The sequence below is a fragment of the Collinsella sp. AM31-2AC genome, assembly GCF_003469285.1.
GTDB lineage: Bacteria > Actinomycetota > Coriobacteriia > Coriobacteriales > Coriobacteriaceae > Collinsella > Collinsella aerofaciens_AT.
Map to the genome: position 1 here is coordinate 1 of NZ_QSJB01000008.1, position 24,781 is coordinate 24,781.

Annotated in this window: 26 protein-coding genes and 1 riboswitch; of the genes, 18 read left to right on the forward strand and 8 right to left on the reverse strand. The window is 59.2% G+C overall.

What is annotated here, in order from left to right; translation table 11 throughout:
- From DW796_RS04820 to DW796_RS04830, 3 genes are all read right to left on the reverse strand, one after another.
- Positions 1-553, reverse strand: a 553-nt coding sequence (locus DW796_RS04820; RefSeq protein WP_199579831.1) for a restriction endonuclease subunit S, incomplete at its 3' end; no start/stop codon positions are given.
- Between the two features lies 1 nt (position 554).
- Positions 555-2,045 carry a class I SAM-dependent DNA methyltransferase gene (locus tag DW796_RS04825; protein WP_118094448.1) on the reverse strand — a complete coding sequence of 497 codons (1,491 nt, stop codon included), beginning with the start codon at positions 2,043-2,045 and terminating at the stop codon, positions 555-557.
- Positions 2,035-3,534 (reverse strand): class I SAM-dependent DNA methyltransferase, encoded by a 1,500-nt coding sequence (locus DW796_RS04830; protein WP_118094449.1) that lies wholly within the window; start codon positions 3,532-3,534, stop codon positions 2,035-2,037. Before DW796_RS04830 ends, DW796_RS04825 begins: the two co-directional genes overlap by 11 nt.
- A gap of 144 nt (positions 3,535-3,678) precedes the next feature.
- Between DW796_RS04830 and DW796_RS04835 the strand changes: the two genes are divergently transcribed.
- Positions 3,679-4,764, forward strand: a complete 1,086-nt coding sequence (locus DW796_RS04835) for a restriction endonuclease subunit S (protein WP_118094450.1) — start codon at positions 3,679-3,681, stop codon at positions 4,762-4,764.
- Here the strand turns inward: DW796_RS04835 and xerA are convergent.
- Positions 4,733-5,716, reverse strand: a complete 984-nt coding sequence (gene xerA, locus DW796_RS04840) for a site-specific tyrosine recombinase/integron integrase (RefSeq protein ID WP_118094451.1) — start codon at positions 5,714-5,716, stop codon at positions 4,733-4,735. The two genes, DW796_RS04835 and xerA, sit on opposite strands and share 32 nt — an antisense overlap.
- 421 nt (positions 5,717-6,137) lie before the next feature.
- Entirely contained in the window at positions 6,138-6,671 is a 534-nt protein-coding gene (locus DW796_RS04845; RefSeq protein WP_118094452.1) for a hypothetical protein, read from the reverse strand.
- 8 nt (positions 6,672-6,679) lie between these two features.
- Positions 6,680-6,770, reverse strand: a riboswitch (SAM riboswitch).
- 268 nt (positions 6,771-7,038) lie between these two features.
- On the opposite strand from DW796_RS04845, the gene DW796_RS04850 reads away from it, so the two are divergent.
- Positions 7,039-8,361, forward strand: a complete 1,323-nt coding sequence (locus tag DW796_RS04850; RefSeq protein WP_118094453.1) for an ATP-binding protein — start codon at positions 7,039-7,041, stop codon at positions 8,359-8,361.
- A gap of 37 nt (positions 8,362-8,398) precedes the next feature.
- On the opposite strand, the gene DW796_RS10530 is transcribed toward DW796_RS04850, so the two are convergent.
- The gene (locus DW796_RS10530) at positions 8,399-9,385 is read right to left on the reverse strand and encodes a hypothetical protein (protein WP_187362372.1); all 987 of its coding nucleotides are present in this window, start codon (positions 9,383-9,385) and stop codon (positions 8,399-8,401) included.
- Between the two features lie 123 nt (positions 9,386-9,508).
- Positions 9,509-10,162 (reverse strand): transcriptional regulator, encoded by a 654-nt coding sequence (locus DW796_RS04860; protein ID WP_187362373.1) that lies wholly within the window; start codon positions 10,160-10,162, stop codon positions 9,509-9,511.
- 277 nt (positions 10,163-10,439) lie between these two features.
- On the opposite strand from DW796_RS04860, the gene dpaL reads away from it, so the two are divergent.
- From dpaL to hydA, 5 genes are all read left to right on the forward strand, one after another.
- On the forward strand, positions 10,440-11,654 hold the full coding sequence (dpaL, locus tag DW796_RS04865) for a diaminopropionate ammonia-lyase (protein ID WP_089573553.1): 1,215 nt from the start codon (positions 10,440-10,442) through the stop codon (positions 11,652-11,654).
- Positions 11,655-11,891: 237 nt separating this feature from the next.
- Positions 11,892-13,277 carry a YgeY family selenium metabolism-linked hydrolase gene (locus DW796_RS04870; protein ID WP_118094455.1) on the forward strand — a complete coding sequence of 462 codons (1,386 nt, stop codon included), beginning with the start codon at positions 11,892-11,894 and terminating at the stop codon, positions 13,275-13,277.
- A 201-nt stretch (positions 13,278-13,478) separates the two neighbouring features.
- Positions 13,479-14,681 (forward strand): knotted carbamoyltransferase YgeW, encoded by a 1,203-nt coding sequence (gene ygeW, locus DW796_RS04875; RefSeq protein ID WP_055252229.1) that lies wholly within the window; start codon positions 13,479-13,481, stop codon positions 14,679-14,681.
- Between the two features lie 150 nt (positions 14,682-14,831).
- A complete protein-coding gene (locus DW796_RS04880; protein ID WP_158551151.1) occupies positions 14,832-15,446 on the forward strand; it encodes a nucleotidyltransferase family protein in 615 nt (204 codons plus the stop codon).
- Positions 15,447-15,455: 9 nt separating this feature from the next.
- Positions 15,456-16,823, forward strand: coding sequence for a dihydropyrimidinase (gene hydA / locus DW796_RS04885; protein WP_118094456.1), 1,368 nt, complete (start codon positions 15,456-15,458; stop codon positions 16,821-16,823).
- A 119-nt stretch (positions 16,824-16,942) separates the two neighbouring features.
- Here hydA and yqeC read toward each other — a convergent pair whose 3' ends face one another.
- Positions 16,943-17,677, reverse strand: coding sequence for a selenium cofactor biosynthesis protein YqeC (gene yqeC, locus DW796_RS04890; RefSeq protein WP_118094457.1), 735 nt, complete (start codon positions 17,675-17,677; stop codon positions 16,943-16,945).
- A 102-nt stretch (positions 17,678-17,779) separates the two neighbouring features.
- Here yqeC and yqeB point away from each other — a divergent pair, with 102 nt between their 5' ends.
- The 11 genes from yqeB to secY all read left to right on the forward strand — a co-directional run bounded on the left by yqeB (position 17,780) and on the right by secY (position 24,764).
- On the forward strand, positions 17,780-18,574 hold the full coding sequence (gene yqeB, locus DW796_RS04895; protein WP_118094458.1) for a selenium-dependent molybdenum cofactor biosynthesis protein YqeB: 795 nt from the start codon (positions 17,780-17,782) through the stop codon (positions 18,572-18,574).
- 9 nt (positions 18,575-18,583) lie between these two features.
- The gene (locus DW796_RS04900; protein ID WP_118094459.1) at positions 18,584-19,627 is read left to right on the forward strand and encodes an XdhC family protein; all 1,044 of its coding nucleotides are present in this window, start codon (positions 18,584-18,586) and stop codon (positions 19,625-19,627) included.
- Positions 19,628-19,952: 325 nt separating this feature from the next.
- On the forward strand, positions 19,953-20,510 hold the full coding sequence (gene rplE, locus DW796_RS04905; RefSeq protein ID WP_006235260.1) for a 50S ribosomal protein L5: 558 nt from the start codon (positions 19,953-19,955) through the stop codon (positions 20,508-20,510).
- Positions 20,511-20,589: 79 nt separating this feature from the next.
- Positions 20,590-20,775, forward strand: a complete 186-nt coding sequence (locus DW796_RS04910) for a type Z 30S ribosomal protein S14 (RefSeq protein WP_022094280.1) — start codon at positions 20,590-20,592, stop codon at positions 20,773-20,775.
- 119 nt (positions 20,776-20,894) lie between these two features.
- Complete coding sequence (gene rpsH / locus DW796_RS04915) at positions 20,895-21,293, forward strand: 30S ribosomal protein S8 (RefSeq protein WP_006235262.1); 399 nt, start codon at positions 20,895-20,897, stop codon at positions 21,291-21,293.
- Positions 21,294-21,326: 33 nt separating this feature from the next.
- Positions 21,327-21,863 carry a 50S ribosomal protein L6 gene (gene rplF / locus DW796_RS04920; RefSeq protein ID WP_006235263.1) on the forward strand — a complete coding sequence of 179 codons (537 nt, stop codon included), beginning with the start codon at positions 21,327-21,329 and terminating at the stop codon, positions 21,861-21,863.
- Between the two features lie 75 nt (positions 21,864-21,938).
- Positions 21,939-22,307 (forward strand): 50S ribosomal protein L18, encoded by a 369-nt coding sequence (gene rplR / locus DW796_RS04925; RefSeq protein WP_006235264.1) that lies wholly within the window; start codon positions 21,939-21,941, stop codon positions 22,305-22,307.
- A gap of 14 nt (positions 22,308-22,321) precedes the next feature.
- On the forward strand, positions 22,322-22,846 hold the full coding sequence (rpsE, locus tag DW796_RS04930; protein ID WP_055252236.1) for a 30S ribosomal protein S5: 525 nt from the start codon (positions 22,322-22,324) through the stop codon (positions 22,844-22,846).
- A 2-nt stretch (positions 22,847-22,848) separates the two neighbouring features.
- On the forward strand, positions 22,849-23,031 hold the full coding sequence (gene rpmD, locus DW796_RS04935; protein WP_006235266.1) for a 50S ribosomal protein L30: 183 nt from the start codon (positions 22,849-22,851) through the stop codon (positions 23,029-23,031).
- A 3-nt stretch (positions 23,032-23,034) separates the two neighbouring features.
- The gene (rplO, locus tag DW796_RS04940) at positions 23,035-23,484 is read left to right on the forward strand and encodes a 50S ribosomal protein L15 (protein WP_006235267.1); all 450 of its coding nucleotides are present in this window, start codon (positions 23,035-23,037) and stop codon (positions 23,482-23,484) included.
- The gene (gene secY / locus DW796_RS04945) at positions 23,478-24,764 is read left to right on the forward strand and encodes a preprotein translocase subunit SecY (RefSeq protein WP_035137447.1); all 1,287 of its coding nucleotides are present in this window, start codon (positions 23,478-23,480) and stop codon (positions 24,762-24,764) included. The genes rplO and secY overlap by 7 nt, the downstream gene beginning before the upstream one ends.
- The last annotated feature ends 17 nt before the right edge of the window (positions 24,765-24,781 follow it).

Below are 24,781 nucleotides of genomic sequence, written 5' to 3' on the forward strand. Positions count from 1 at the left end.
GCCATGATGCGTGCGTCTTGGTTCTAAACATCTCGACAAACCGTGATTTGACGACGTCGTCGCAGGCTGTAAGCAGCTGCTTGTAGTGAGACCGCGTTTCTTGTGCGGTCCAGAGTATGTCGGCAAGTTCTTCTTGCTTAGCGATGTTGGGGAGCTCGAACTCAAATTGCGAAAGGCTCTGCCACTTGACTCTTGGCGAGAGGGAGCCTGCCGAATTGGTGACGGCGTGCTCGAATAGGGCGTCATTCTGGATGATGAACGGGAGCAGTCTCGGAGAGAGGTTGTCCTTGGGGGCGATGACGGTGATGTCTCCGGAGCAGATTCCGTCGAATGGGGCGACGGCTGCTTTACGTAGGTAGGCCCTACGACGCCCGAATAGCACCTGCCCCTTTGAGAAAGCCTTAGTGAAGGTGGTCCTGACACCTTCGTCCCAGTGGGCGAGTTCGACCTCGCCGGGGTCTAGATGCTTAAGGCCGACCGTCGGCAGCTCTTGCCCCGCAGGGACCTTCTGTTTTATTTCGCGGGCCACATCGCCCAGGCAAACGTGGGTCATGTTACTCACCATCGTTTTCATGCAATTTCGCAGCAATATTATCGAGCAGGGACGCGGCCTCTGTGGAGGCGGCTCTCCAGCTTTCTACCGTCTCCTCGATGCTTCTATCGTCAGCATTTTCATCATTGGCGGGCTTCACGTACAGAGGGATGGAGAGCGAGAAGGCGTTGTCCTCGAGCTCACTAAACGATGCGTGGGATGAGAAGCCTTCGATGTCCTCGTCAGATCGGTAGGCACCGACGATTCTCTTGATGTGTTGAGGCTCAAGGTAGCTTTGCGCGTTCTTGCGGGTTACCTCGGCAGAGGCGTCTACGAACAGTATTTTCTTGCTTCGATTCGGCGCTTTCTCGCTGCGGCAGATGAGGATGCAGGCCTCCATGGGCGAGTTGAAGAAGAGGTTTGCGCCGAGTCCGATGACCGCCTCAACGAGATCGCTTCTCACGAGCCTTTCGCGCATCTCCGATTCCTCGTTGCGGAAGAGTACGCCATGGGGAAGAAGGATGGCGCACCTTCCACTCCTCGGGTCCATGCTCTTGAGGATATGCTGTATGAAGGCATAGTCGGCCCGCCCCTGCGGCGGGGTGCCGAGGAAGTTGCGGCCGTAGGGGTCCGACGCGAACGCCTCGCGGTCCCATTGCTTGATCGAATAGGGAGGATTAGCGAGCACCATATCGAAGGTGCGTAGCTTTCCCGCCTCGAGGAAGGCTGGGTGCCGCAGCGTGTCGTCGTTTGCAATCTCGAAGTCCTCGACGCCGTGCAGGAATAGGTTCATGCGTCCGATGGCGGAGGATAGCTGGTTGATCTCCTGTCCGTAGGCGTGAACGTTGCGCCATTCCTCTCCGTGCTGTTTGAGGTGGGCGATGGAGGAGATGAGCATGCCGGCGCTGCCGCAGGTGGGGTCGTAGATGGACTCGCCCGGTTTGGGTTGGAGGATCTCGGTCATCAGATGGACGACCGTGCGGTTGGTGTAGAACTCCTGTGCCGTGTGCCCTGAGTCGTCTGCGAACTTCTTGATGAGGTACTCGTAGCCCTGACCGAGTTCGTCCTCGGGACAATTGGCGATGGAGAGCGTTATAGCGCTGAAGTGCTCGATGAGGTCCTTGAGCAGGCGGTCGGGAAGTCGTTTCTTGTTAGTCCAGGCGGCGTCGCCGAAGATGCCACGCAGCTTGGAGCCGTTGGCCGTCTCGATGGCGCGGAAGGCGCCTACGATCGCCTTACCGACGTTTTCCGTTGCCTCACGGATATCGCACCAGTGGGCGCCGTCCGGGATTGCGAAGCTGTGGTTCTCGGGAAGGGCTGCGAACTCCGCATCTCCGCCGGAGGCTTCCAACGCTTCGGCGGTCTCCTCGTCGTAGACGTCGGAGAGACGCTTGAAGAACAGTAGCGGGAAGATGTACTGCTTGTACGACCCGGCATCGATGTAGGTGCGTAGCAGAACGGCCGCGTTCCATAGATGGTTGTTTAGCTCTTCCTGGGGGATTCTACTCTCCATCGACATAGCCTCCCTTCGTTAGCAGATCGAGGAGCCTCTCCTCGGATTCCTTCGTTTGCTGGAGGAGGTCGTAGAAGCGTTTTCTTGTCTCCGTCGGCGGCTCGACCTTCTCGCGTTTTCTTTCGACGTAGTTGTTCGCCGAGAGCACGTATCCCTCGCGTTCGATGTCAGCGAGCGTTGCTATGGCGCATTTTTCGACGACGGGCTCGTAGGAGCGATAGAGGGAGAGCATCTCCTGCGCATTCTCTTCCGAGATCACGTTCTGCGCGCGCTGAGCAGTGAAGATCTTGCTGCCGTCGATGATGCAGACATGCCCTTGGTGCTCGGCGGGTTTTTCGTTTCTGAGAAACAGCACACAGGCGGAGACACCGGTGCTGTAGAAGACGCCGCTCGCGAGCGAGATCACTGCCTCGACCTTGTCCGACTTGAGCAACTCCTTGCGGATGGTGCCCTCCTTGCCGCCGTGGAACAGTGCGCCCTGGGGCAGCACTACAGCGCAGCGACCGCTCTTCTCGTCCATGGAGCAGACCATATGCTGCACCCATGCGAAGTCCGCCGACTTGTCCGTGGGGACGCCCCAGATGTTGCGGCCCCACGGGTCCGAGGAGAACTCTGCGGATCCCCAGTTCTTAAGGGAGAAGGGCGGATTGGCGAGGACGCAGTCGAATGTCCTGAGGGCATTCCCGGCAAGGAAGGCGGGGTCGCGCAGGGTGTCCCCCTGGGTGATGCGAAAGTCCTTCGCACCGTGGAGGTAGAGGTTCATGCGTGCTATGGCAGACGTGCTTAGGTTCTTCTCCTGGCCGTAGAGCTTGCCGTAGGCGAGCCTCGAGTTGTCCATCTGACGTACTGCCTCGATGAGCATGCCGCCCGTGCCGCATGCGGGGTCATAGACGGTCTCTCCGGGCTTTGGCTCGAGCAGGGAGACCATCATCTTCACGATCTCCCTCGGGGTGTAGAACTCGCCGGCGTTCTTCTTCTGCATGTCGGCGAACTTCTTGATCAGGTACTCGTAGGCGTCGCCCATCATGTCGGCGTTATAGCTACTGTTGCCGAACTTCTTTGCAGAGAAATGCTCGATGAGGTCTTTCAGGCGTTCGTCGGAGAGCTTGCCCTTGTCCGTCCAGCTCGCGTCGTCGAAGCTGCTGAAGAGGCCGCTGAGGGTATCGGGGTTAGCGCGCTCGATTCCGACCATTGCATCGACGATTGCCTTGCCGACGTTCGTGCCGGTGTTGCGAACGTCCTGCCAGTGGCAGCCCTCTGGCACCTCAAAGCTGTGGTTCTCGGGTAAGGCGGCATAGTCCTTGTCTCCCCCTGAAAACTCTAGGGCCTCAGCACTTTCCTCGTCGTAGACGTCGGAGATTCGCTTGAAGAAAAGCAACGGCGTGATATAGCTCTTGTATTCGTCTTGGTTGATAGGGCCGCGCAGGATGTCGCAGGCCCCGAGCAGGTGGTTTCCCAGCTCGGATTTGCTTATTGGTTCTTCTGGCATTCAGGTACCTATGAGCTCAAAAAATGAAATTACAGCTCTAGTGATTATACCGTCATATTTGTTGCGGTAAATCTCCTGCGCATCGTCGTTCATTCAGACGGTCTGAGCTTGTAAATCACAATTTAGCTGCTGGGGGTGCGCGGCATGACAAGGTATAGATTCGACCAGATAGCCGAGAACAGCACCGCCAAGAAAAAACCCGAGGAAAGCGATCGCAACCGGTACGTTGGACTGGAGCACCTTGATCCGGGCACTCTTGAGGTGACCCGCTGGGGCGCCGAGATTACTCCCAAGGGCGACAAACTGCTCATGAAGAAAGGCGATGTCCTGTTCGGCCGCCGAAGGGCCTATCAGAAGAAGGTCGGCATAGCACCCTTCGATGGCATCTTCTCGGCTCACGGGATGGTGCTGCGCCCGAAGGCCGATGTCGTCGATCCGATGTTCTTCCCGTTTTTCATCAGCTCCGACATGTTCCTTGACGAGGCAATACGGGTCTCCGTCGGCTCTCTTTCGCCGACGGCAAACTGGAAAGATCTCCGGACCTTGGAATTTGACTTGCCCTCGCCGGGAAAACAACGCGAGCTTGCCGGCATCCTCTCGGAAGCCGAGAGCCTCAAGGGGCATTATCGTAAGCTGCTCACGACCTGCGACGACGTCGTCAAATCACAATTTGTCGAAATATTTTCCAAGAAAGAGTTTCCGCTGATTCCCCTCTCGCAAGCATGCACGAAAATTACTGATGGCACCCATAAAACGCCCCAATATCAAGAAGCTGGAATTGCATTCATTTCTGCGAAGAATGTCACATCAGATGGCAAGCTAGATTTCAGCGACATCAAGCATATAAGCACGGATGAATATGAGTCCATTCAAAAACGTTGTGAAACCCAAATCGGCGATGTGCTTCTTACAAAAAGCGGATCACTTGGTATGCCGGCTATTGTCGATGTCGATTTTCCAATCGGTCTATTCGAAAGTCTCGCTGTCCTCAAATACCGTCGCGACATTCTTGATGGAGTATTCCTACGAGAACAACTAAAAAGCGCAAGAGTGCAGGACCAATTTACAGGCGGCGTTAAGGGGATTGCTGTAAAACACCTCCATCTAAACGTAATTGGAAGGACGAGCATTATAGTTCCCCCGCTCGAACTCCAGGAGGAGTTCACCGACTTCGTCGCCCAGGTCGACAAATCGAAATTTAAGTTAGGTACCTGCGGTGGGATGCTTTGACGTTGCGCTGGTCGACCATCGCGTACCTTAATGTGGTGTCTATTTTTTTATGGCCAAGGAGCACCTGGACTTGTTCGATGGGCATTCCTTTGTCGATTGCCTTTGTAGCAAGCGTTCTTCTGAACTTATGAGGGTGGACCCTTCCTAAATCAAGCTCGCGCCCCAGTTTTCTAAGCAGCGCCTCGACGCCGCCAATTTGCAGCCTCTCGTGTGGCGCCTTGCTCGACACGAAGAGTGCTTCCGAGCTGTCCATTCGGGTTGACAGGTAATTCTCAATATGGACTTTAGTCTTTGCGTCAAAATATACGATGCGGTCCTTATTTCCCTTGCCGTGTACGATGCACTCACGATTGATGGTGTCGATGGAGCTCCTGTCCAACGAGACAAGTTCGCCCACACGCATGCCCGTGGAGCGCAACAGGTCGATCAGGGCAAGGTTTCGGGGCGACCCGCAGTTATCGCAAAGAATCTCAACGACTTCATCGCTATACGTTTCCTTTATGGGTTGCGGAGCCTTGACTCTTTTAATGCGTCTAACCGGGCTCTTAATGATATGGTCCTCGTCTTCGAGCCATGAGTAGAAGCTTGAGATGATTCTTCGGACATTGTCGACGGTGACGCGACTGACGCCGGCTTTTTGCTGATAGTCGGAAAGATAGGACCTAATCTCTTCGGTTCCCAGGTCGCAAGCTGGTGTATCGAATGATTCAAGCATTTTATTGATGGTGGTTTCGTAGCAGGAGATGGTCCTATCCGAGCAGCCTTCGAGGCGTTTTGCAGACAGAAAAAGATCCAGGAATGATTCGCTTTCACCGTCGCCGCAGTCTTCAGCTAATTGGCTTTCATCGAAAAGGCAGTGCGATAAAACCTTTTTGAGCTGGCGGTTCTGCTGCGTGGTCAGGTAGGGGAGCATGAGACGGGTAATTTCTCTAGCCGTTTTCGTGAGATCCATGGTGGCGTCCTTCCTTGCACGGTGGGTGGCGCTATTTCCCTTTGTTTACCCGTGCGTTATGGAAGGGATGCCGGGTGGCACTTCCGCTGGGCCGCGTCAAGGGAACCCGTGAAACCCCGCGCAGACCTCCGCATCACTCCGGTGCGGCTTTGCCTGCAGAGTGAGATGTTCAGAAGCGTTTTATTAACGGGGGATGTCTTTCGGATTCTTTTGATGGGGATGTGGAAACACTGATGAAGTTTACGAATAGCGAGGTTGAGGGGTTCGCCTGTGCCCATCGCCTCTCGTGTGCGGATGGATGGTGCCGGTGGTTGTTTGAGGCTGCAGTCGCGCCGACGGGATTGGTTGGGGTCGGTACAAGGCGAGCACGCCCCATGCCGTTATGGTAGATGCATCTTTGTCGATAGAGCGCTCGATTAATCTACGCGGGAGCGCTGAGAAGATCTTCCAGCATCGGGTCTACCCCGGCGGCGACCATGCCCTCGATCAGGTGCTGGGCGTGGAACCGACCAACTGTCCATGCGATATATGAAAGCATCTGATAAGCGCGCTCCTTGATATCAAATGCAGCTTTGCTTAGAACGATTGCCTCTGCGATGTCGGCAAATGCGTCGTGATCTCCCCATGTCTTACAGGCTTGTATCATGCCCTGGTCGATAGCATCCATAACAAAGGCGCCGGATCCGTCCGCAACGCACGCGCCGTCGGCGAAGAGCTTCCAGCTGGACGGCTCACGCGAGTCATCTCCAAGAAGCTTAATCTGCAACACATGCGGATTGCCAGCAACGCAGAGCTCCTCCTCGAGCTTCTGTACCGTAAAGCGCATCTGGTGGGAGAGGCTGCTCTTGACCATGGACGAGGCGTAGCCGCTCGGCTTGTCCAGAAGATGTATTCGTTTTGGCTTGGCTGCCAGGTTGTGGAAGTTGCGCTCACTGCGCACGGAGAAATTGTCCATACGGACTCCTTTCATCGATGTTGGCAGGGCCACCGTGCCTCTTGGCCGGTTGGCGTCGGGGTCGTGGAGCCAACTCTCTACCCCGACTCTGGATAAAACGTGCCCGCTCCTTGCAGGCACGGTGGAGTCTATCAGCGCGCGCGGACACAAATCAAGCGCGCTTGCGAAATGACGCGCGGGCGGCGCTTGATTTCGCCGGCTGCTGTTAGGCTTAAATTCGAAAAAATGTCGAAATATCCCGTGTAAAAGTACGGAAAAGTGTCGTGATACACACTTTAAAACCTCGAAAAAGTGTCGATTTGAGCACATAACAACCACGGAAAAGTGTATCCTAGTGCTAAAACGGCACGTAATAAGGGGTGCGCTTATGCTGCAGAGAAAAGCGAAAGCACGGTTTGAATCTTGGCTTGCCTCGTCGCCTAACAAGGCTCTTTTGGTCAAGGGTGCCCGACAGGTAGGAAAGTCATATTTGGTCAACGTCTTTGCAAACGAATCGTTCGAAAATGTCGTGACGTTCGATCTTATCGCCAACGCGTCCGTGCGCGATTCGTTTTTGGCGGCAAAAAGCGCGGATGACCTGCTTATGCGCATGTCTATTGCTGCGACGCAGCCGATGGTTGCGAACAAGACCGTTGTGGTTATCGACGAGGTACAGCGATGCCCCAACGTGGTGACGTTTATCAAATACCTGGTCCAGCGCGGTGACTTTCGATACATCCTTACCGGATCGCTCCTTGGTGTTGAGCTCGAGGGCATCGATTCCCTGCCGGTGGGGTATGTCGAGCAGGTCCAGATGTACCCGCTCGACTTTGAGGAGTTCTGCTGGGCAAGCGGCGTTGCTGCCGGAGCGTTTGACATGCTTAGGGGTTGTCTAAAGGACGAAAAGGAGTTCCCCGGCTATCTGTATGACCGCTTGCTCAATCTGTTCCATCGGTATGTGGTGGTGGGGGGCATGCCCGATGCGGTCAATTCCTTCTTGGCGACGCGCAATGTCGACGAGGTCCGAAACATCCACCGTGATCTTCATGCCCTGTATCGCGATGACATCGCAAAGTACGCTCCGCCCGAGCTACGCTTGGTTATTCGCGATATCTATGATTTGATTCCCAGCGAGGCCGGCTCCAAAAACAAGCGATTCAAACTGTCATCGATTAACGGTGTCAAACGTTTTTCGCAGGTGACAGATCATTTTCTCTGGTTATCGGAGGCGGGTGTCGCGCTTCCCGTATATAACGTAACGGCGCCCGTGGCACCCCTTTTATTGGGGGAGCAGCGAAATCTGTTCAAGCTGTTTTACTTGGATACCGGAATGCTCATGTCGTCGTATTCCAAAAGGGTCGCCCAAGGCGTTTTTGATGGGGAGGCGGAAGACGCCTTTGGCATGAACATGGGGGCGGCGTTTGAGGGCTTCGTTGCCCAAGAGCTCAAAGCCCACGGATTCAGATTGCGCTACTTTACGTCTAAAAAAGTCGGCGAGCTCGATTTTGTGGAGGAGACGCTCGATGGGGAGGTCCTTGCCATCGAGGTCAAGTCGGGCAAGAGCTTTAAGTCCCATGCGGCGCTCGACAACGCGCTCGCGACGAAGGGCTACGGAATCGATCGCGCCCTGGTACTTGCGGAATGTAATCTTCACCGCGATGGTGACGTGCTGTATCTGCCCATCTTTATGGCAGGGCTTTTGGAGCCGTAACATGCCGCCGGCTCTTCCGGCCCTCCCTTAACCCTCGCTACTCGTCGTCTCCGTCGTTGGGGTCGCCCTTGAGGGTGTTGATGTCCAGGTACTCGTCATCGTTCTCTTTTTGCTGGGTCTCCGACTCCGCTTGGGTGGGGCCGGAGAACAGCCGGAATCCCTCAAACGCAATGACACCGAGCAGGGCAATGACAATGGCGATAAAGGCAACCTTGACTGCCTGCGGAAATTCCGAAAAACGCAGCGCCTTTTCCTCGGCGTAATAATCGGCGAAGCGCTCTTCGCCCGTGCTTTTGGTATACGCCGGTGCGGACGCGGCCTCCGGGTCATATTCCGGTGCAGGCGTGGCGGCGTACGGATCGTTGAGATAATCGCTCGATGTGGTGCCATAATCCTCGGTCTCGATGCGACCGGCGTCAGCATAGCCATCGGAATAATCGGAATATGCCGCACCGCCCTCATAGCCCGCGGCGCTCGTGTTGGCGGCAAAAAGCGGGTTAACTGGAACGTCGAGCGCCGGCATGCCGGTAGAGGTCTCATCCAGATCGGCTGCAGCCCAGGAATCGTAGGCAACCTGATGGGCAACGGGCTCGTCGAGCCTTGTGACCGGAGGCTTGCGTGCCGCAGGAACAGGCAACTGCTGGGCGCTGTACATAACGGTGCTGTCGGGCGATTTGCTCTGCGTCGCTGCAGCGAGAAACGCCGCCGTCTCGGACGGGTCGCTTGCGGGGCGGGGAGTGGGCGTGGGCGCCGAAGTGGGTGTGGGCGCAGACGCGGGCGTCGAAACAGGCGACTGCGCAGGAGCCGGCGCAGATGCGGGCTTAGGCGCAAGTGCGGGATTGGGGCTTGACGGGCGAGCCCCGCCGCCCATGAGTTCGTCGGCGGTCCACGGGCGATCATTCATCACGTCGTCAAGGCTCAGCGAAAACAGGTCGTCTTCACCCTCATCGAACATGCGGTGCACATGTCCACCAATTGCCGGAATCAATCCACGACCGGTGCATGATGCCTTGCTCAACGCCATTCTGTTCCACCCTTTCGAAATACCAATGACATCGATTATATGGAACTTCCCAAGCGGCTCGGTCTTGGATTCGTGCTTTCCAGAACTCGCGCCCAAAAGGGGAGGGGCAATCCAGGCGAGTGCCTACTTGTCGCCGGCCGCCGCCTTGGCCTCATTGAGGTAGCTATAGAAGCTGTACTTAGAGATGCCAAAGAACTCGCAGGCGCGTTCGCTCGACTTGGAAATGAGGAAGGCGCCGCGACGGTCGAGGTAGCCAATGGCGCGAATGCGCTCATCTTTGGTCATGAGGGCTGCAGGCTTGCCCACGTATTGCTCGCACTCGCGCAGCAGATCTTCGAGCAGGTCGCCGATGTTTTTGGTAATGGGCTCGGGCTCGGTGTAGCCCGTGCCGCCGGTGCCGGTAAAGGCATCGAGCGAGCGCTCAAAAGCCTTCATGAGCGTAATGTCAAAGTTGATGCCCAAAATGCCGACGGGTTTGCCCTCATCGTTGCGGATAAAGATGGTCGAGGACTTGAGCAGCTTGCCATCGGTGGTTTTGGTGAGGTATGGCTCGCGGTCGTGCACGTCGGTGGTGCCCTCGTGCATGGACTCAAACACGATATGGCTGGGGCCGTCACCCAGTTTGCGCCCGCTGACGTGGCCGTTTTCGATCACTACGATGGAGTGGTCCACGTCCTCGGTCTCCAGATCGTGGACGACGACTTCGCAGTTGGGACCAAATTGGAGCGCCAGACCGTGTGCGAGGCGCTTGTAAAACTCAATCTGTGCGGGGGTCATGGGTGCCTTCCTAAAAATTAGTTTGGGCACACTTTGCCATAAACCACACCTGTTCGCAAACAAATACATAGACAGGCTAATTGGTGACCGTTCGGCGGCGAAAAGGTACCGATTACGGCAACAAACAATTTGTTAGGTTTTCCAATCAAAAAGTGTGATAGAACAGTGCTAACAAACTTTTTGTTTGGCATCCACATAAAAGTTCAGTCGCATGAATGGGAATGGGCTGAAACGCGTATGCGGGGGCCGGCAAGAAAGAACTTAAGGAGTTCACCGTATGGCCGATAAGATCCAGTGGGCGGGCAACACGATGCCCAAGAGCGATGACAAGCACTTGGGAATCATGAGCCTCGACCACGTGAAGAAGGCCCGCGCCTTCCACCAGTCGTTCCCCCAGTACACCGTCACTCCGCTTGCCCGCCTGGATGGCCAGGCCGCGCGCCTGGGCCTGTCCAACCTGTGCGTTAAGGACGAGAGCTATCGCTTTGGCCTCAACGCCTTTAAGGTCCTGGGCGGTTCGTTTGCCATGGCCAACTACATTGCCGACGAGACCGGCAAGGACGTTGCCGACTGCACCTTCGACTACCTGACCTCCGATCAGCTTGCCAAGGACTTTGGCCAGGCCACCTTCTTTACCGCCACCGACGGCAACCATGGCCGCGGCGTGGCATGGGCTGCCAACAAGCTGGGCCAGAAGGCCGTCGTGCACATGCCTAAGGGTTCCACCAAGCCTCGCTTCGATAACATCGCCGCCGAGGGTGCCACGGTGACCATCGAAGAGGTCAACTACGACGAGTGCGTGCGCATGGCCGCCGCCGAGGCCGACGCCTGCGAGCGCGGCGTCATCGTTCAGGACACCGCCTGGGAGGGCTACGAGAAGATCCCGTCCTGGATCATGGAGGGCTACGGCACCATGGCTTCCGAGGCTGCCGAGCAGCTGCGCGAGATGGCCATCAACCGCCCGACGCACGTGTTTGTCCAGGCTGGCGTAGGCTCGCTCGCCGGCGCCGTGGTGGGCTACTTTACCAACCTGTATCCCGATAACCCGCCCACCTTCGTCGTGGTTGAGTGCGCGCCTGCCGCCTGCCTGTACAAGGGCGCTGCCGCCGGCGACGGCGATCCGCGCATCGTGGACGGCGACATGCCCTCCATCATGGCCGGCCTGTGCTGCGGCGAGCCCAACATCCTGGGCTGGGATATCCTGCGCAACCACACCACTGCCTTCGTGTCCTGTCCCGACTGGGTCACCGCTCGCGGCATGCGCACCCTGGGCGCTCCCGAGAAGGGCGACCCGCGCGTCATCTCCGGCGAGTCCGGCGCTGTGACCACCGGCCTGGTCGAGACTCTCATGCTCGATCCCGAGTACGCCGAGCTCAAGGAGCTCATCGGCCTGGACAAGACGAGCTCCGTGCTCTGCTTCTCCACCGAGGGCGATACGGACCCGGATCAGTACCGTCGCATCGTCTGGGAGGGCGAGTATCCGACCTGCTAGCAGGATGACCTGTCCGGGTGGCGGAGCATATGTTTGCTCCCTGCTCGAACAGTCCTGCTCGCACGGAGAGCACATTAAGTGCTCTCCGGCTCGTGCGGAACTCGCGACGGAGCAAGCATATGCTCCGCCACCCTACGTTTACTTGCTTGCCGGGTACTCGACCTCACGCTGCTTGGCACAAGTGATCTATCTGAAATATCTACCTGTAGGTAAACCCTTGTAGAAAGGTTGACTGTTATGACTAAAGAACTCGATTTTGATGCCATTAAGGCTGCTGCTGAGTCTCATCGTGCTGATATGACTCGCTTCCTGCGCGCTATGATCTCCCATCCCTCTGAGTCTTGCGAGGAGGGCGAGGTCGTCGCTTGCATCAAGGCCGAGATGGAGAGCCTTGGCTATGACGAGGTCAAGGTCGACGGCCTGGGCAACGTCATGGGCTTTATGGGCGAGGGCGACAAGATCATCGCCATCGACTCTCACATCGACACCGTCGGCATCGGCAACATCGAGAACTGGGATGCCGATCCCTATGAGGGCTACGAGACCGACGAGATCATTTACGGCCGCGGCGGCTCCGACCAGGAGGGTGGCATGGCTTCTGCTACCTACGCAGCCAAGATGATGAAGGACATGGGCCTCATCCCCGAGGGCTACAAGATCATGGTCGTCGGCACCGTCCAGGAAGAGGACTGCGACGGCATGTGCTGGCAGTACATCTACAACAAGGACGGCATTAAGCCCGAGTTCGTCATTTCCACCGAGCCCACCGACGGCGGCATCTATCGCGGTCATCGCGGCCGCATGGAGATCCGCGTCGACGTTCACGGCACCTCCTGCCACGGCTCCGCTCCCGACCGCGGCGACAACGCCATTTACAAGATGGCCGACATCATCGCCGACGTCCGCGCCCTCAACAACAACGGCTGCGACGAGTCGACCGACATCAAGGGCCTCGTCAAGATGCTCGACCCCAAGTACAACCCCGAGCACTTCGAGGACGCCCGCTTCCTGGGCCGCGGCACCTGCACCGTCAGCCAGATCTTCTACACCAGCCCCAGCCGCTGCGCTGTCGCTGACTCCTGCGCCATCTCCATCGACCGTCGCATGACCGCCGGCGAGACCTGGGAGTCCTGCCTGGACGAGATCCGCAACCTGCCGGCCGCCAAGAAGTACGGCGACGACGTGAAGGTCTCCATGTACATGTACGACCGTCCGTCCTGGACCGGCGAGGTCTACGAGACCGAGGCTTACTTCCCCACGTGGATCAACAAGGAGACCGCTCCGCACGTCAAGGCCCTCGTCGACGCCCACAAGGCCATGTTCGGTGACGAGCGCATCGGCTGCGAGCCCAGCATGGACAAGCGCACCGGTCGTCCGCTGTGCGACAAGTGGACCTTCTCCACGAACTGCGTCTCCATCCAGGGCCGCTATGGCATCCCCTGCGTGGGCTTTGGCCCGGGTGCCGAGTCTCAGGCTCACGCTCCCAACGAGGTCACCTACAAGGACGACTTGGTCACCGCTGCTGCCATGTATGTGGCTGCCCTGAACCTCTACGATTCGAGCCAGGCCGATGGCGATGCCACCGTGTTCCGCGCCGGTCTGACCAACAACAAGATCGACTAGTCCCATTCCTTGATCTTGTTGAGCCGGGGGCCGCTCGTGTCCCCGGCACCCCCTGTTGACTTGGGGCCCGCGGTCGTTATCTCCCATGCTTCCTCAACGGTAGCGGGTCCTCGTCATAGCGCTCTGCATGTTCTAGCCACACGCGCATGCCGGAACGCATCTATTCATTGCGATCGTTTCACCTTTGGAAAGGATATTTACATGGACGCTAAGTTTACCGAGCTCGTCGAGCAGCTGAACGGCCTCGATTTTAAGGGCATGTACGGCAGCGACTTCCTGCACACCTGGGATAAGACCACCGATGAGCTCAAGGCGCTCTACATCGTCGCCGACGCCCTGCGCGAACTGCGTGAGAACAACGTTTCGTCCAAGATCTTCGATTCGGGTCTGGCCGTCTCCCTGTTCCGTGACAACTCCACCCGTACGCGCTTCTCCTTCTCTAAGGCCGCCAACCTGCTGGGCCTTGAGCTGCAGGACCTGGACGAGAAGAAGTCCCAGATCGCTCACGGCGAGACCGTCCGCGAGACCGCTACCATGATCTCCTTCATGGCCGACGTCATCGGCATCCGCGACGACATGTACATCGGCAAGGGCGACGCCTACATGGCCGAGGTCTCCGAGTCTGTCCAGCAGGCCTACGAGGATGGCGTTCTGGATCACCGTCCCACGCTCATCTCCCTGCAGTCCGACTCCGACCACCCCACGCAGTCCTCTGCCGACATGCTCTACCTCATCAACGAGTTTGGCGGCCTCGAGAACCTCAAGGGCAAGAAGGTTGCTGTCACCTGGGCCTATTCGCCCTCTTACGGCAAGCCGCTGTCCTGCCCGCAGTCGCTGATCAGCCTGCTGCCCCGTTTTGGCATGGACGTCACTCTGGCTCACCCCGAGGGCTACGACCTCATGCCCGAGGTCGTCGAGCGCGCTAAGGGCTACGCCGCCGAGTCCGGCACCACCTTTAAGCAGGTCAACACCATGGCCGAGGCCTTCGAGGGCGCCGACATCGTGATCCCCAAGAGCTGGGCTCCGTTTGCCGCCATGGAGAAGCGCACCAACCTGTACGCCGAGGGCGACGACGCCGGCATCGCTGCGCTCGAGAAGGAGCTGCTCGCCCAGAACGCTACGCATCAGGATTGGTGCTCCACGACCGAACTCATGGAGAAGACCGCCAACGGCCAGGACACCATCTTTATGCACCCGCTGCCCGCCGACATCTCCGGTGTCTCCTGCGAGCACGGCGAGGTCAACGCCGACGTCTTCGACATGCACCGTGTGGGCATGTACAAGGAGGCCAGCTACAAGCCGTACGCCATCGCAGCCATGATGTTCCTGCAGAAGGTTGCCGATCCCGCCGCTACCCTCAAGGCCCTCGACGAGCGCAACACCGCCCGTTGGTTCCAGGCCTAAAGCTGGGTTGAGGTAAGCCATGTAAAGGGGGCGCTCTGCCAACCGGCGGGGTGCCCCTTTTTGCATCGTGGGCGTGCGGGATAAGCGCTTTCGATGTAGATGCCCCGCGACGCGAGTTATGGGTACGATGGTTTCAGGGGAGGTATCGCCATGAAACTTGGTTGCGTCATTATGGCTTCGGGCGAGGGCAAGCGATTTGGCTCTAACAAGATGCTCGCCGATATCTATGGCGAGCCGCTGATTGCCCGGACCATTGATTCGGTTCCCCGGGGCTTTGACGTTGTGGTTTCGACGCGTTGGCCCGAGGTCGCTCAGATTTGTGATGACAAGCATTGCCCGTGCGTGCTGCACGATGGCGAGCTGCGCAGCGAAAGCGTCCGTGCGGGCCTTTCGTGGGGAGTCGAACGCAACTGGAAAGGTTGCCTCTTTTTGCCGGGCGACCAGCCGCTCGTGAGTTCGGATTCTTTTGAGGCTATGGTTCGTGCATTTGACGAGCGTGGCCGCAAGCATCCGGTGCGTCTTGCGTGCAACGGTGAGCCTTCGAGCCCGGTGCTCTTTCCGGCGGAACTGTTCGATGCACTTATGTGTCTTGAGGGTAAGGACGGCGGCGGTTCGATCCTCAAGGACCGTACCGACGTGGTGCTGGTCGAGGCGCGTGCCTACGAGCTGTGGGACGTCGATACCGTCAAGGGACAGCGACGCATAACGGAGCATATCGCCGCCTGCTCGTATTTTGATCGCGTGGCCAACTGCATCAATCAATAAGGAGCAATTATGATCATCATCAAAAACGGCGCACTCGTGACGCCCCAGGGGCTTCGCCGCGCCGATCTTGCCATGGATGGCGATAAGATCGTGCGGATTGCCGCGGCGATTGAGCCGGCCGAGGGCGATACCGTCGAGGATGCTGCGGGCTGCTGGGTGTTCCCGGGCTTTATCGATGGGCACACGCACATGCAGTGCTGGACCGGCATGGATTGGACAGCCGATAGCTTTGAGACCGGCACGCGCGCGGCTGCCTGCGGCGGCACGACGACCATTGTGGACTACGCGACGGCCGATCGCGGCGTGACCATGCCCGATGCCTTGGCCGAGTGGCATCATCGCGCCGACGGCACCTGCACCGCCAACTATGCCTTCCATATGGCGCTTGCCGAGTGGAATGAGCGCAACCGCGCCGATCTTTCGGCCATGCGCGAGGCGGGCGTGTCGTCGTTTAAGACCTACTTTGCCTACGACCATCTGCGCCTGGACGATGCCGAGACGCTCGAGGTGCTGGAGGAGCTCAAGCGCGTGGGCGGTATCCTGTGCGTGCATTGCGAGAACGGCACGTTGGTCAACGCGCTGCAGAAGCGCGTGTTTGAGCAGGGTATCCACGGGCCCGAGGGCCATGCGCTCAGCCGTCCGGACGTGTGTGAGGCCGAGGCCGTGAGCCGCCTGCTGTATCTGGCGCACTTGGCCGGGGACGCTCCGGTCAACGTGGTGCACCTTTCGACCAAGCTGGGGCTCGAGGCCATTCGCGCTGCCAAAGCGCGCGGGCAGAAGAACATCTATGTCGAGACATGCCCTCAGTATCTGATGCTCGACGACACGTGCTACTTGGAGCAGGGCGAGGACGGCTTTGCGGGCGCCAAGTACGTGATGAGTCCGCCGCTGCGCCATGCCGGCGACCGTGCGGCACTGCGCGAGGCGCTTGTGGCCGGCGAGATCGATACGATTGCGACCGACCACTGTAGCTTTAACCTGCACGGGCAAAAGGACCGCGGGCGCGACGACTTCCGCGCGATTCCCAACGGCGGACCCGGCGTGGAGCATCGCCCCGTCGCGATCGCTACGAGCTTTGAGGGACAGCTGGGCCCCGAGGATCTGTGCCGCCTGATGAGCGAGAACCCGGCGCGCGTCTTTGGCATGTATCCGCACAAGGGCTGTCTTGCCGAGGGCGCCGATGCCGACGTGTGCGTGTGGGATCCCAAGGCGCGCTGGACGATTAGCGCCGCGACGCAGCATCAGGCCGTGGACTACACGCCGCTCGAGGGCTTTGAGGCGCACGGCCGCGCCAAGGCCGTGTTTGTGAACGGCGTACTGGCTGCGCGCGACGGCGAGCCCACCGGAGCCCAGCCCGGTCGCTACGTGCCCCGCTAGCAGGAAGATCACCGGATTTCCATCCGCAGTTGCGGTGGAATAGTTCCTGTTTAGCCGCCAAATAGGCCGTTTCAGGAACTATTCCACCGCAACTTATAGGCCTGCTGGGGCAGCGCCAGCTACTTGAGGTTGGTGGCGACGACGGGGCGGCCGAGGGCTGCCTGGAAGCGGTCGGCTATCGTTGAGTCGGCAAGTGTGTCGACTTGGTTGAGCATGACGCGTGCGGTGCTGAGCTTCAGCGCCTGCATCTCGGCATTGAGCACCTGGGCGACGCGCTCGGGCGTGGCGATGTCGGTGAGTTCGCAACCGCAGAGCTCGCAAAAAAGCTCGGGGCGATGGACGGCCTCGCTGATGGGTTTGCCGAATCCCGAGGCGCCGACGACCCAGACAACGTTTGCCGTGGCGGCGGGAATTACCGGCTCCCAGGCGGCGTGGGCCTTGAGCGGGAGCCGCTTGCTGCCGTCCGCCTCGGCCAACACATAGTCAAAGCGCTGCGCCAGCTCGCCGAGTGGCTCGGCGGGGGAGGAGAGCTTGCCCGTCTCGGGGTCCAAGACACCTGCTTGGCAGATGCTTCCGCGCGCAAGGCCCGCGCAGGCCTCGCAGGTGCAGCCGGGGACATGCGAGGCACCCGGCTTCCAAGGCGCGGCGTCCAGGCGACGATTCGACCCGTCCCACGGCACGCCGGCAACGGGAAGCATATGCGTGGTGGTACAGAGGAGCACGCGGCCGCCAGCGCGCATGAGCTCAAGACCCAGCGTCTTGAGCAAGGTCGACTTGCCGCCGCTGCCGATAATCGCGGTAATGCCCGGCTCGATCCTGAGCGCCGAGGCAAGATTGCCGCTAACCGTTTCCATCTGTTCACCGCCGTATAATACTGTGATAATAAATAATCATCAGAGTAGCGGTCGAACCGCTTTTGCTCTGCTCAAACCGTAGCACAGGGAGGTGCCCCGGGAATGCTCGTTTATGTTCGCGGCGCCGGCGATATCGCCACGGGCGTCGCCGCTCGCTTGGTGCGCGCCGGCGTGTCGGTCGTTATGGCCGATATCGCGGTTCCCACGTGCATCCGTCGCACAATCAGTTTTTGCGAGGCCATTCGCCTGGGCGAGGTCCAGGTCGAGGGCATTCGCGCTCGCTTGGCGCAGACGCCAGCTGAGGCGCTTGCGATTGCCGAGGCTGGAGATGCCGCCGTTGTGGTGGACCCCCAGGCCAAGATGCTCGGCGAGCTGAAACCCGCTGCCGTGGTCGACGCGATTTTGGCCAAGCGCAATCTAGGTACCACGCGCGACATGGCGCCTGCCGTCATCGCCGTGGGGCCGGGCTTTACCGCGCCGGTTGACTGCGACGCCGTGGTCGAGACCATGCGCGGGCATTTTCTCGGCCGTGTCATTACCCAAGGTTCGCCCCAGCCCAACACGGGCGTGCCGGGCATTATCGCCGGCTATGGCAAGGAGCGCGTTATCCACAGCCCCGCCGCCGGTGTGTTTCGGTCCGACCGCGCAATCGGCGACATCGTGAGCGCCGGAGACGTGATTGGCTACGCGGGCGATACACCCATGTGCACGCAGATCGATGGCTGTCTGCGCGGGCTTTTGGCGAACGGTGTGCAGGTGACTGAGGGCTTTAAATGCGCCGATGTCGATCCGCGCGGCGATGCCAGCTATATCAACTACATTTCGGACAAAGCGACGTCGGTCGGCGGCGGCGTGCTCGAGGCACTCGCTATGCTCACCGATGTCTTTAGAGGATAGAAGGCGGCAATGGAAAAGCTCGATGTTGTGAATGCGGCGCTTGCCGCCCTGCGTGCTGGCGAGACGTGCGAGCTGGTGGTAGTGGCCGGTACGGCGGGGTCGTCCCCGCGCGGTGTGGGCGCATGGATGACTGTCTTTGCCGATGGCAGCCAAGCGGGCACTATCGGCGGCGGCAAGATTGAGCTCTTTGCGCTGGACGAGGCGCGCGAGCTGCTGGCCGGGGGTAAATCGCGTCTGGTCCGCTACACCATGGGCGGCGAGAACTCCGATACCGGCATGATTTGCGGCGGAGCCATCTGCCTGTGCTACCTGCATCTGGATGCGACCCAGGCACCGTTGTTCCAGTCGGTTGCCGACGTCTTGGCCTATCGGCGCATCGGCGACTTCGTCATCGACTTTGAACCGTTTATCGCAAGTGCGCATGAAGGCGACGTTGCCGAATACCATGGCGAGGAGTCGCGCCGCACCATAATGGGCTGCCCCGAGCTTTCGCTGGTGGAGGAGGGGAGTAAGGTCACCTACACCAACGCGGTCTCCGAGATTCCCGCGGCGCACATCGAGACGCTCTGCCCCGAGGGCCTGACCTATATCTTTGGCTGCGGCCACGTGGGTGCTGCGACGGCGCGGGTGCTCACGGCGGCGGGCTTTGCCGTCGTGGCTTGCGACGACCGCCCCGGCACACTGACCCCCGAATGGGTGCCCGGTGTCTACGACCGTCGTCTGGTCGACTACAAGAACCTGAGCAAGCAGTGCCCCATCGGCCCGCGTGACCTAGTGGTCGTCGCCACGGCGGGTCACAAGTCCGATATTGACGTGGTGATTCAGGCCATGCACGCCAAGCCCGCCTATCTGGGCTGTCTGGGTTCGCGCCGCAAGACGGCCTTTGTGCGCGCCCGCCTGGAGCAGGAGGGCTTTACGCAGGACCAGATCGACGAGCTGCACCTGCCGATCGGTGTCGCCATCGAGGCCGAGGACCCCGAGGAGATCGCCATCTCCATCGCTGCCGAGATGATCCACCTGCGCCGCACCAAGCTCGTCCCCCGCAAGCGCTAATCGCATCCCCATATATGAGTTGCGGTGAAATACGGACTGTTAAAGCCTGTTAAGCCGTCAAACGGTCCCTATTTCACCGCAACTGCCATTTTCCTCCGTCCCCTAGGGATCAATATGTGCGGGGGAGTTGTGGAGTTGTGCAGGCAGACGAGGTTTTTCTGGAAATACGCTCTCGATGCGCGTATAGTACCGATTGTTTTGTCGGCTCCTGCTGTGTCGAGTCCAAACCGCGAAATGCCATGAGCGGCGCGGATGCAGCCAGGAGGCACGAGGACAACCCATCGTGGCCACGCCCCGTGCTTAAAACCCCAAGAAGGAGTGAACAATGGCAGAAGAGAAGTATGTGCCGCGTCTGAAGACCAAGTACAACAACGAGGTCAAGCAGCAGCTTCAGGACAAGTTCCAGTACGAGAACGTCATGATGATCCCCAAGTTTGAGAAGATCGTCGTGAACATGGGTGTCGGCGAGGCCGCTACCGATTCCAAGGCCATCGACGGTGCCGTGCGCGACCTGCGCGCCATCACCGGCCAGCAGCCGATGATCACCCGTGCCCGCAAGTCCATCGCTACCTTCCGCCTGCGCGCTGGTATGCCGATCGGCTGCAAGGTTACCCTGCGTGGCGACCGTATGTGGGAGTTCTTCGATCGTCTGACCTCCGTCGCGATCCCCCGTATCCGCGACTTCCGCGGCATCTCCGCCAAGAGCTTCGACGGCCGTGGTAACTTCTCCATGGGCGTCACCGAGCAGCTCATCTTCCCCGAGATCGACTTCGACTCCGTCGATCACCAGCGTGGTATGGACATCACTTTCGTGACCACCGCCAACACCGATGAGGAAGCCAAGGCCCTTCTGGACGCCTTCGGTTTCCCGTTCAAGAAATAGGTTCACCTGCCCTATGAGCGCCGTTCCCAGAAGGGGGCGGCGCTTGGGGCGAACAATACTCTATGTGAGGAGGATATAAGTGGCTAAGACATCGATGATCGTCAAGTGCAATCGCAAGCAGAAGTTCTCTACTCGTGAGTACACGCGCTGCCAGCGCTGCGGCCGTCCGCACTCTGTGTACCGCAAGTTCGGCCTGTGCCGTGTCTGCTTCCGCGAGCTTGCACTCAAGGGCGAGCTTCCCGGCGTTAAGAAGGCCAGCTGGTAAGTCACTACCAGCGTTTCAAGCATCAGTTTGGAACAGGGAAAACGCGCTAAAAAGGCTTTGCCGTTAAGGGCGGCGAAGAACCAAGAGCACGTGTTCATCAAGAACGAAGGAGAATCTGTATGAACCTTACAGACCCGATCGCAGATATGCTTACGCGCATCCGTAACGCTAACTCTGTGAACAAGGCCACGGTCTCCATGCCGAGCAGCAAGAAGCTCGTCGAGATCGCTCGTGTTCTGCACGAGGAGGGCTACATCGAGGGCTACGATGTCGAGGACACCGTTCCCCAGAAGACTCTGCACATCACGCTTAAGTATGGTCCCAAGAAGGCTAAGGTCATCAACGGCATCCGCCGCATTTCCAAGCCGGGCCTGCGTAAGTACACCGGCGTTGCCGACATGCCCCGCGTCCGCGGTGGCCTTGGTACCGCCATCATTTCCACCAGCCATGGCGTCATGACCGACCGCGATGCTCGCAAGCACAACGTCGGCGGCGAGATCATCGCTTACGTCTGGTAATTCGCTCGGTAGGTAGAAGGAAAGGAGATCACCGTGTCTCGTATCGGTAATAAGCCTGTCCAGATTCCCGCCGGAGTCGAAGTGGCAGTCAACGGCAACAACGTTGTCGTCAAGGGCCCCAAGGGCCAGCTCGAGCTCGATGTCTTTGAGAAGCTCGCTATCAACGTCGAGGACAACGTCCTCACCGTTTCCCGTCCCGACGACGAGCGTGAGACCCGTGCCCGCCACGGCCTCACCCGCGCCCTCATCCACAACATGGTTGTTGGCGTTTCCGAGGGCTTCGAGAAGAAGCTCGAGCTCGCCGGCGTCGGTTACCGCGTGCAGCAGAAGGGCAAGAACCTCGAGTTCTCCCTGGGCTTCTCGCACCCCGTGATCGTCGAGGCTCCCGAGGGCATCACCTTCGAGGTTCCCGACAACACCCACGTGAACGTCAAGGGTATCAACAAGCAGCAGGTCGGTCAGATCGCCGCTGAGATCCGCGGCCATCGTCCTCCCGAGCCTTACAAGGGCAAGGGTATCCACTACGTTGGCGAGCACATCCGCCGCAAGCTGGGTAAGGCCGCCAAGTAGTCGTAACCGACTCACTCGCATAAGACCAGCACCCCGTCAGGTGCTGGCAAGATCAACCTTTTTAGGAGTTTACGTATGAACAAGCATAAGGCGAAGCTGGAAGGCCTCAAGCGTCGTCAGCGTCGTGTTCGCGGCAAGGTCTCGGGTACCTCCGAGCGTCCGCGTCTTCGCGTGACCCGTACTAACGCCAACATCTATGCCCAGATCATCGACGACAGCAAGGGCTCCAGCCTGACGCTTGTCTCTGCCTCGACCCTCGAGGCCGAGTTCAAGGGCACCCACACCTCGAACAAGGAGGCTGCGGAGAAGGTCGGTCAGCTCGTTGGCAAGCGTGCCATCGAGGCCGGCATCACCAAGGTCGCCTTCGATCGCGGTGGCCGTATCTACCATGGCCGCGTCAAGGCCCTCGCCGACGGTGCTCGTGCCGCCGGTCTCGAGTTCTAGGAGGTATGTAGCACATGGCTCGTAATCAGAAGCAGCAGCGCGAGGCCTCCGAGTTCGAGGAGCGCGTCGTTTACATCAACCGCGTGTCGAAGACCGTCAAGGGTGGTCGTCGCATGAGCCTCGTCGCTCTCGTCGTCGTTGGCGACGGCAAGGGCAACGTCGGCGTTGGCATGGGCAAGTCCGCTGAGGTGCCCCTGGCCATCTCCAAGGCGTCTCTCGATGCCAAGAAGAACATGTTCCACGTGCCGGTGACCGAGCAGGGCACCATCCCGCACGAGGTTCTCGGCCACTTTGGTGCCGGCCGCATCATCATCAAGCCCGCTGTCGAGGGTACCGGCGTTATCGCCGGCGGCGCTGTGCGTCCCCTCTTCGAGCTTGCTGGCATCAAGAACGTCCTGTCCAAGTCCCTCGGTACCGACAACGGCCTCAACATCATCAAGGCTGCCGTCGAGGGCCTCAAGGAGCTCTCCAGCCCTGAGGACGTCGCGGCTCGCCGTGGCCTGACGGTCTCCGAGATGTTCGTCGGTAAGGAGAACTAAGCATGGCTGACACCATCAAGATCAAGCAGGTCCGCAGCACCAACGGTTGCAAGCAGGACCAGGTCCGTACTGTCCGTGCCCTCGGTCTCCACAGGATCCGCGAGGTTCGCGAGATTGCTGACAACGAGTCCGTCCGCGGCATGATCTTCAAGGTCAAGCACCTTGTCGAGATTGTAGAGGAGTAGCAAATGCAGCTTCACGATCTTACTCCCGCGCCCGGTTCCACCAAGAACCGCAAGCGCGTCGGCCGTGGCAATTCTTCGGGTCACGGCACCACTTCTGGCCGCGGTCAGAAGGGCCAGGGCTCTCGCTCTGGCGGCACCAAGGGTGCCGGCTTCGAGGGCGGCCAGACTCCGCTGGCTATGCGCCTGCCCAAGCTTCCGGGCTTCCGCAACCCCCGTCGTATCGAGTACACCGCTGTTAACGTTGAGCGTCTCGAGCGTAAGTTCGAGGACGGCGCTGTAATCGACGGTGCCGCTCTTAAGGCCGCTCGCATCACCAAGAGCGAGTTCGAGCCCGTCAAGGTGCTCGGCAATGGTGAGCTCACCAAGAAGTTCACGGTCAAGGTCGACAAGGTCAGCGCTTCTGCGCAGGCCAAGATCGAGGCCGCCGGCGGAAAGGTCGAGCTGCCGTGCTAAATGGTCTTAAGAATGCTTTCCGCATCAAAGAATTGCGCGAAAAGATTCTTTTTACCATAGCTATGCTCGTCGTGTACCGCATTGGTGCGCACGTTCCTGTGCCCGGCATTCCCTTCCAGGGGATGCTGGGCCTTTTCTCGACCGATAACAATTCGGTCGCCGCAGGTGCTATGGCCCTCCTGAATCTTTTCTCTGGCGGCGCGTTGAGCTATGTGTCGGTGTTTTCGCTGGGCATCATGCCTTACATCACCAGCTCGATCATCCTCCAGATGCTCCAGGCCGTTGTGCCTTCCCTGCATGAGCTTGCCCGCGAGGGCGAGGTCGGTCAGACCAAGATTACGCAGTATTCGCGTTACCTCACCCTTGCTCTGGCAATCCTCAACTCCGTGGGTTACCTCTTCCTCTTTAAGAGCTTCGGCATCAGCTTCAATGGCGCCGGCGCTCCCGAGATCATCTTCGACCTCATGATCGTCGGCACGCTCACCGCGGGCGCCATGCTGATTATGTGGATTGGTGAGCTCATCACCCAGCGCGGTATCGGCAATGGCATGTCGCTGATCATCTTTGCGAACATCATGGCCGGTCTGCCGCAGGCGATCTTCTCCAGCACCGAGGGCAATGCCGGTGGCATCATCACCATGGTGATCATCTGCGCCATCATCCTGCTGGTTATTCCGCTGATTGTTTTCCTTGAGCGCGGCCAGCGCCGCATCCCGGTCTCCTACGCCAAACGCGTCGTTGGCCGTCGCATGATGGGTGGCCAGACCACCTACCTGCCCATCAAGGTCAACACCGCGGGTGTCGTGCCGATCATCTTCGCTTCGGCGCTGCTGTACTTCCCGGCTCAGATTGCCGTGTTCTTCCCCGGCATCGGCTGGATTCAGGCAGTTGCCTCCGCGCTTTCGACCGGTTGGCTCAACTGGGTGCTTAACGTTGTCCTCATCGTGTTCTTCGCGTACTTCTACACCTCCATGGTGTTCAATCCCGATGACACGGCCGACAACCTTAAGAAGCAGGGCGGCTTTATTCCGGGCGTGCGTCCGGGTAGGGCTACCGCGGCCTACATCAAGAACGCGCTCAACAAGATCACGCTTCCCAGCGCTGTCTTTTTGGCGCTCATCGCCATCGTGCCTTCGATCATCTTCTCCTTCACGGGTAACCATCTGATCCAGGCTTTTGGCGGAACGTCCATCCTCATCATGGTCGGCGTCGTGCTCGACACGGTCGATAAGCTCGAAGGCCAGATCAAGATGTATGATTACGATGGATTCTTTAAATAGGCTAGAGGAGGATTGCT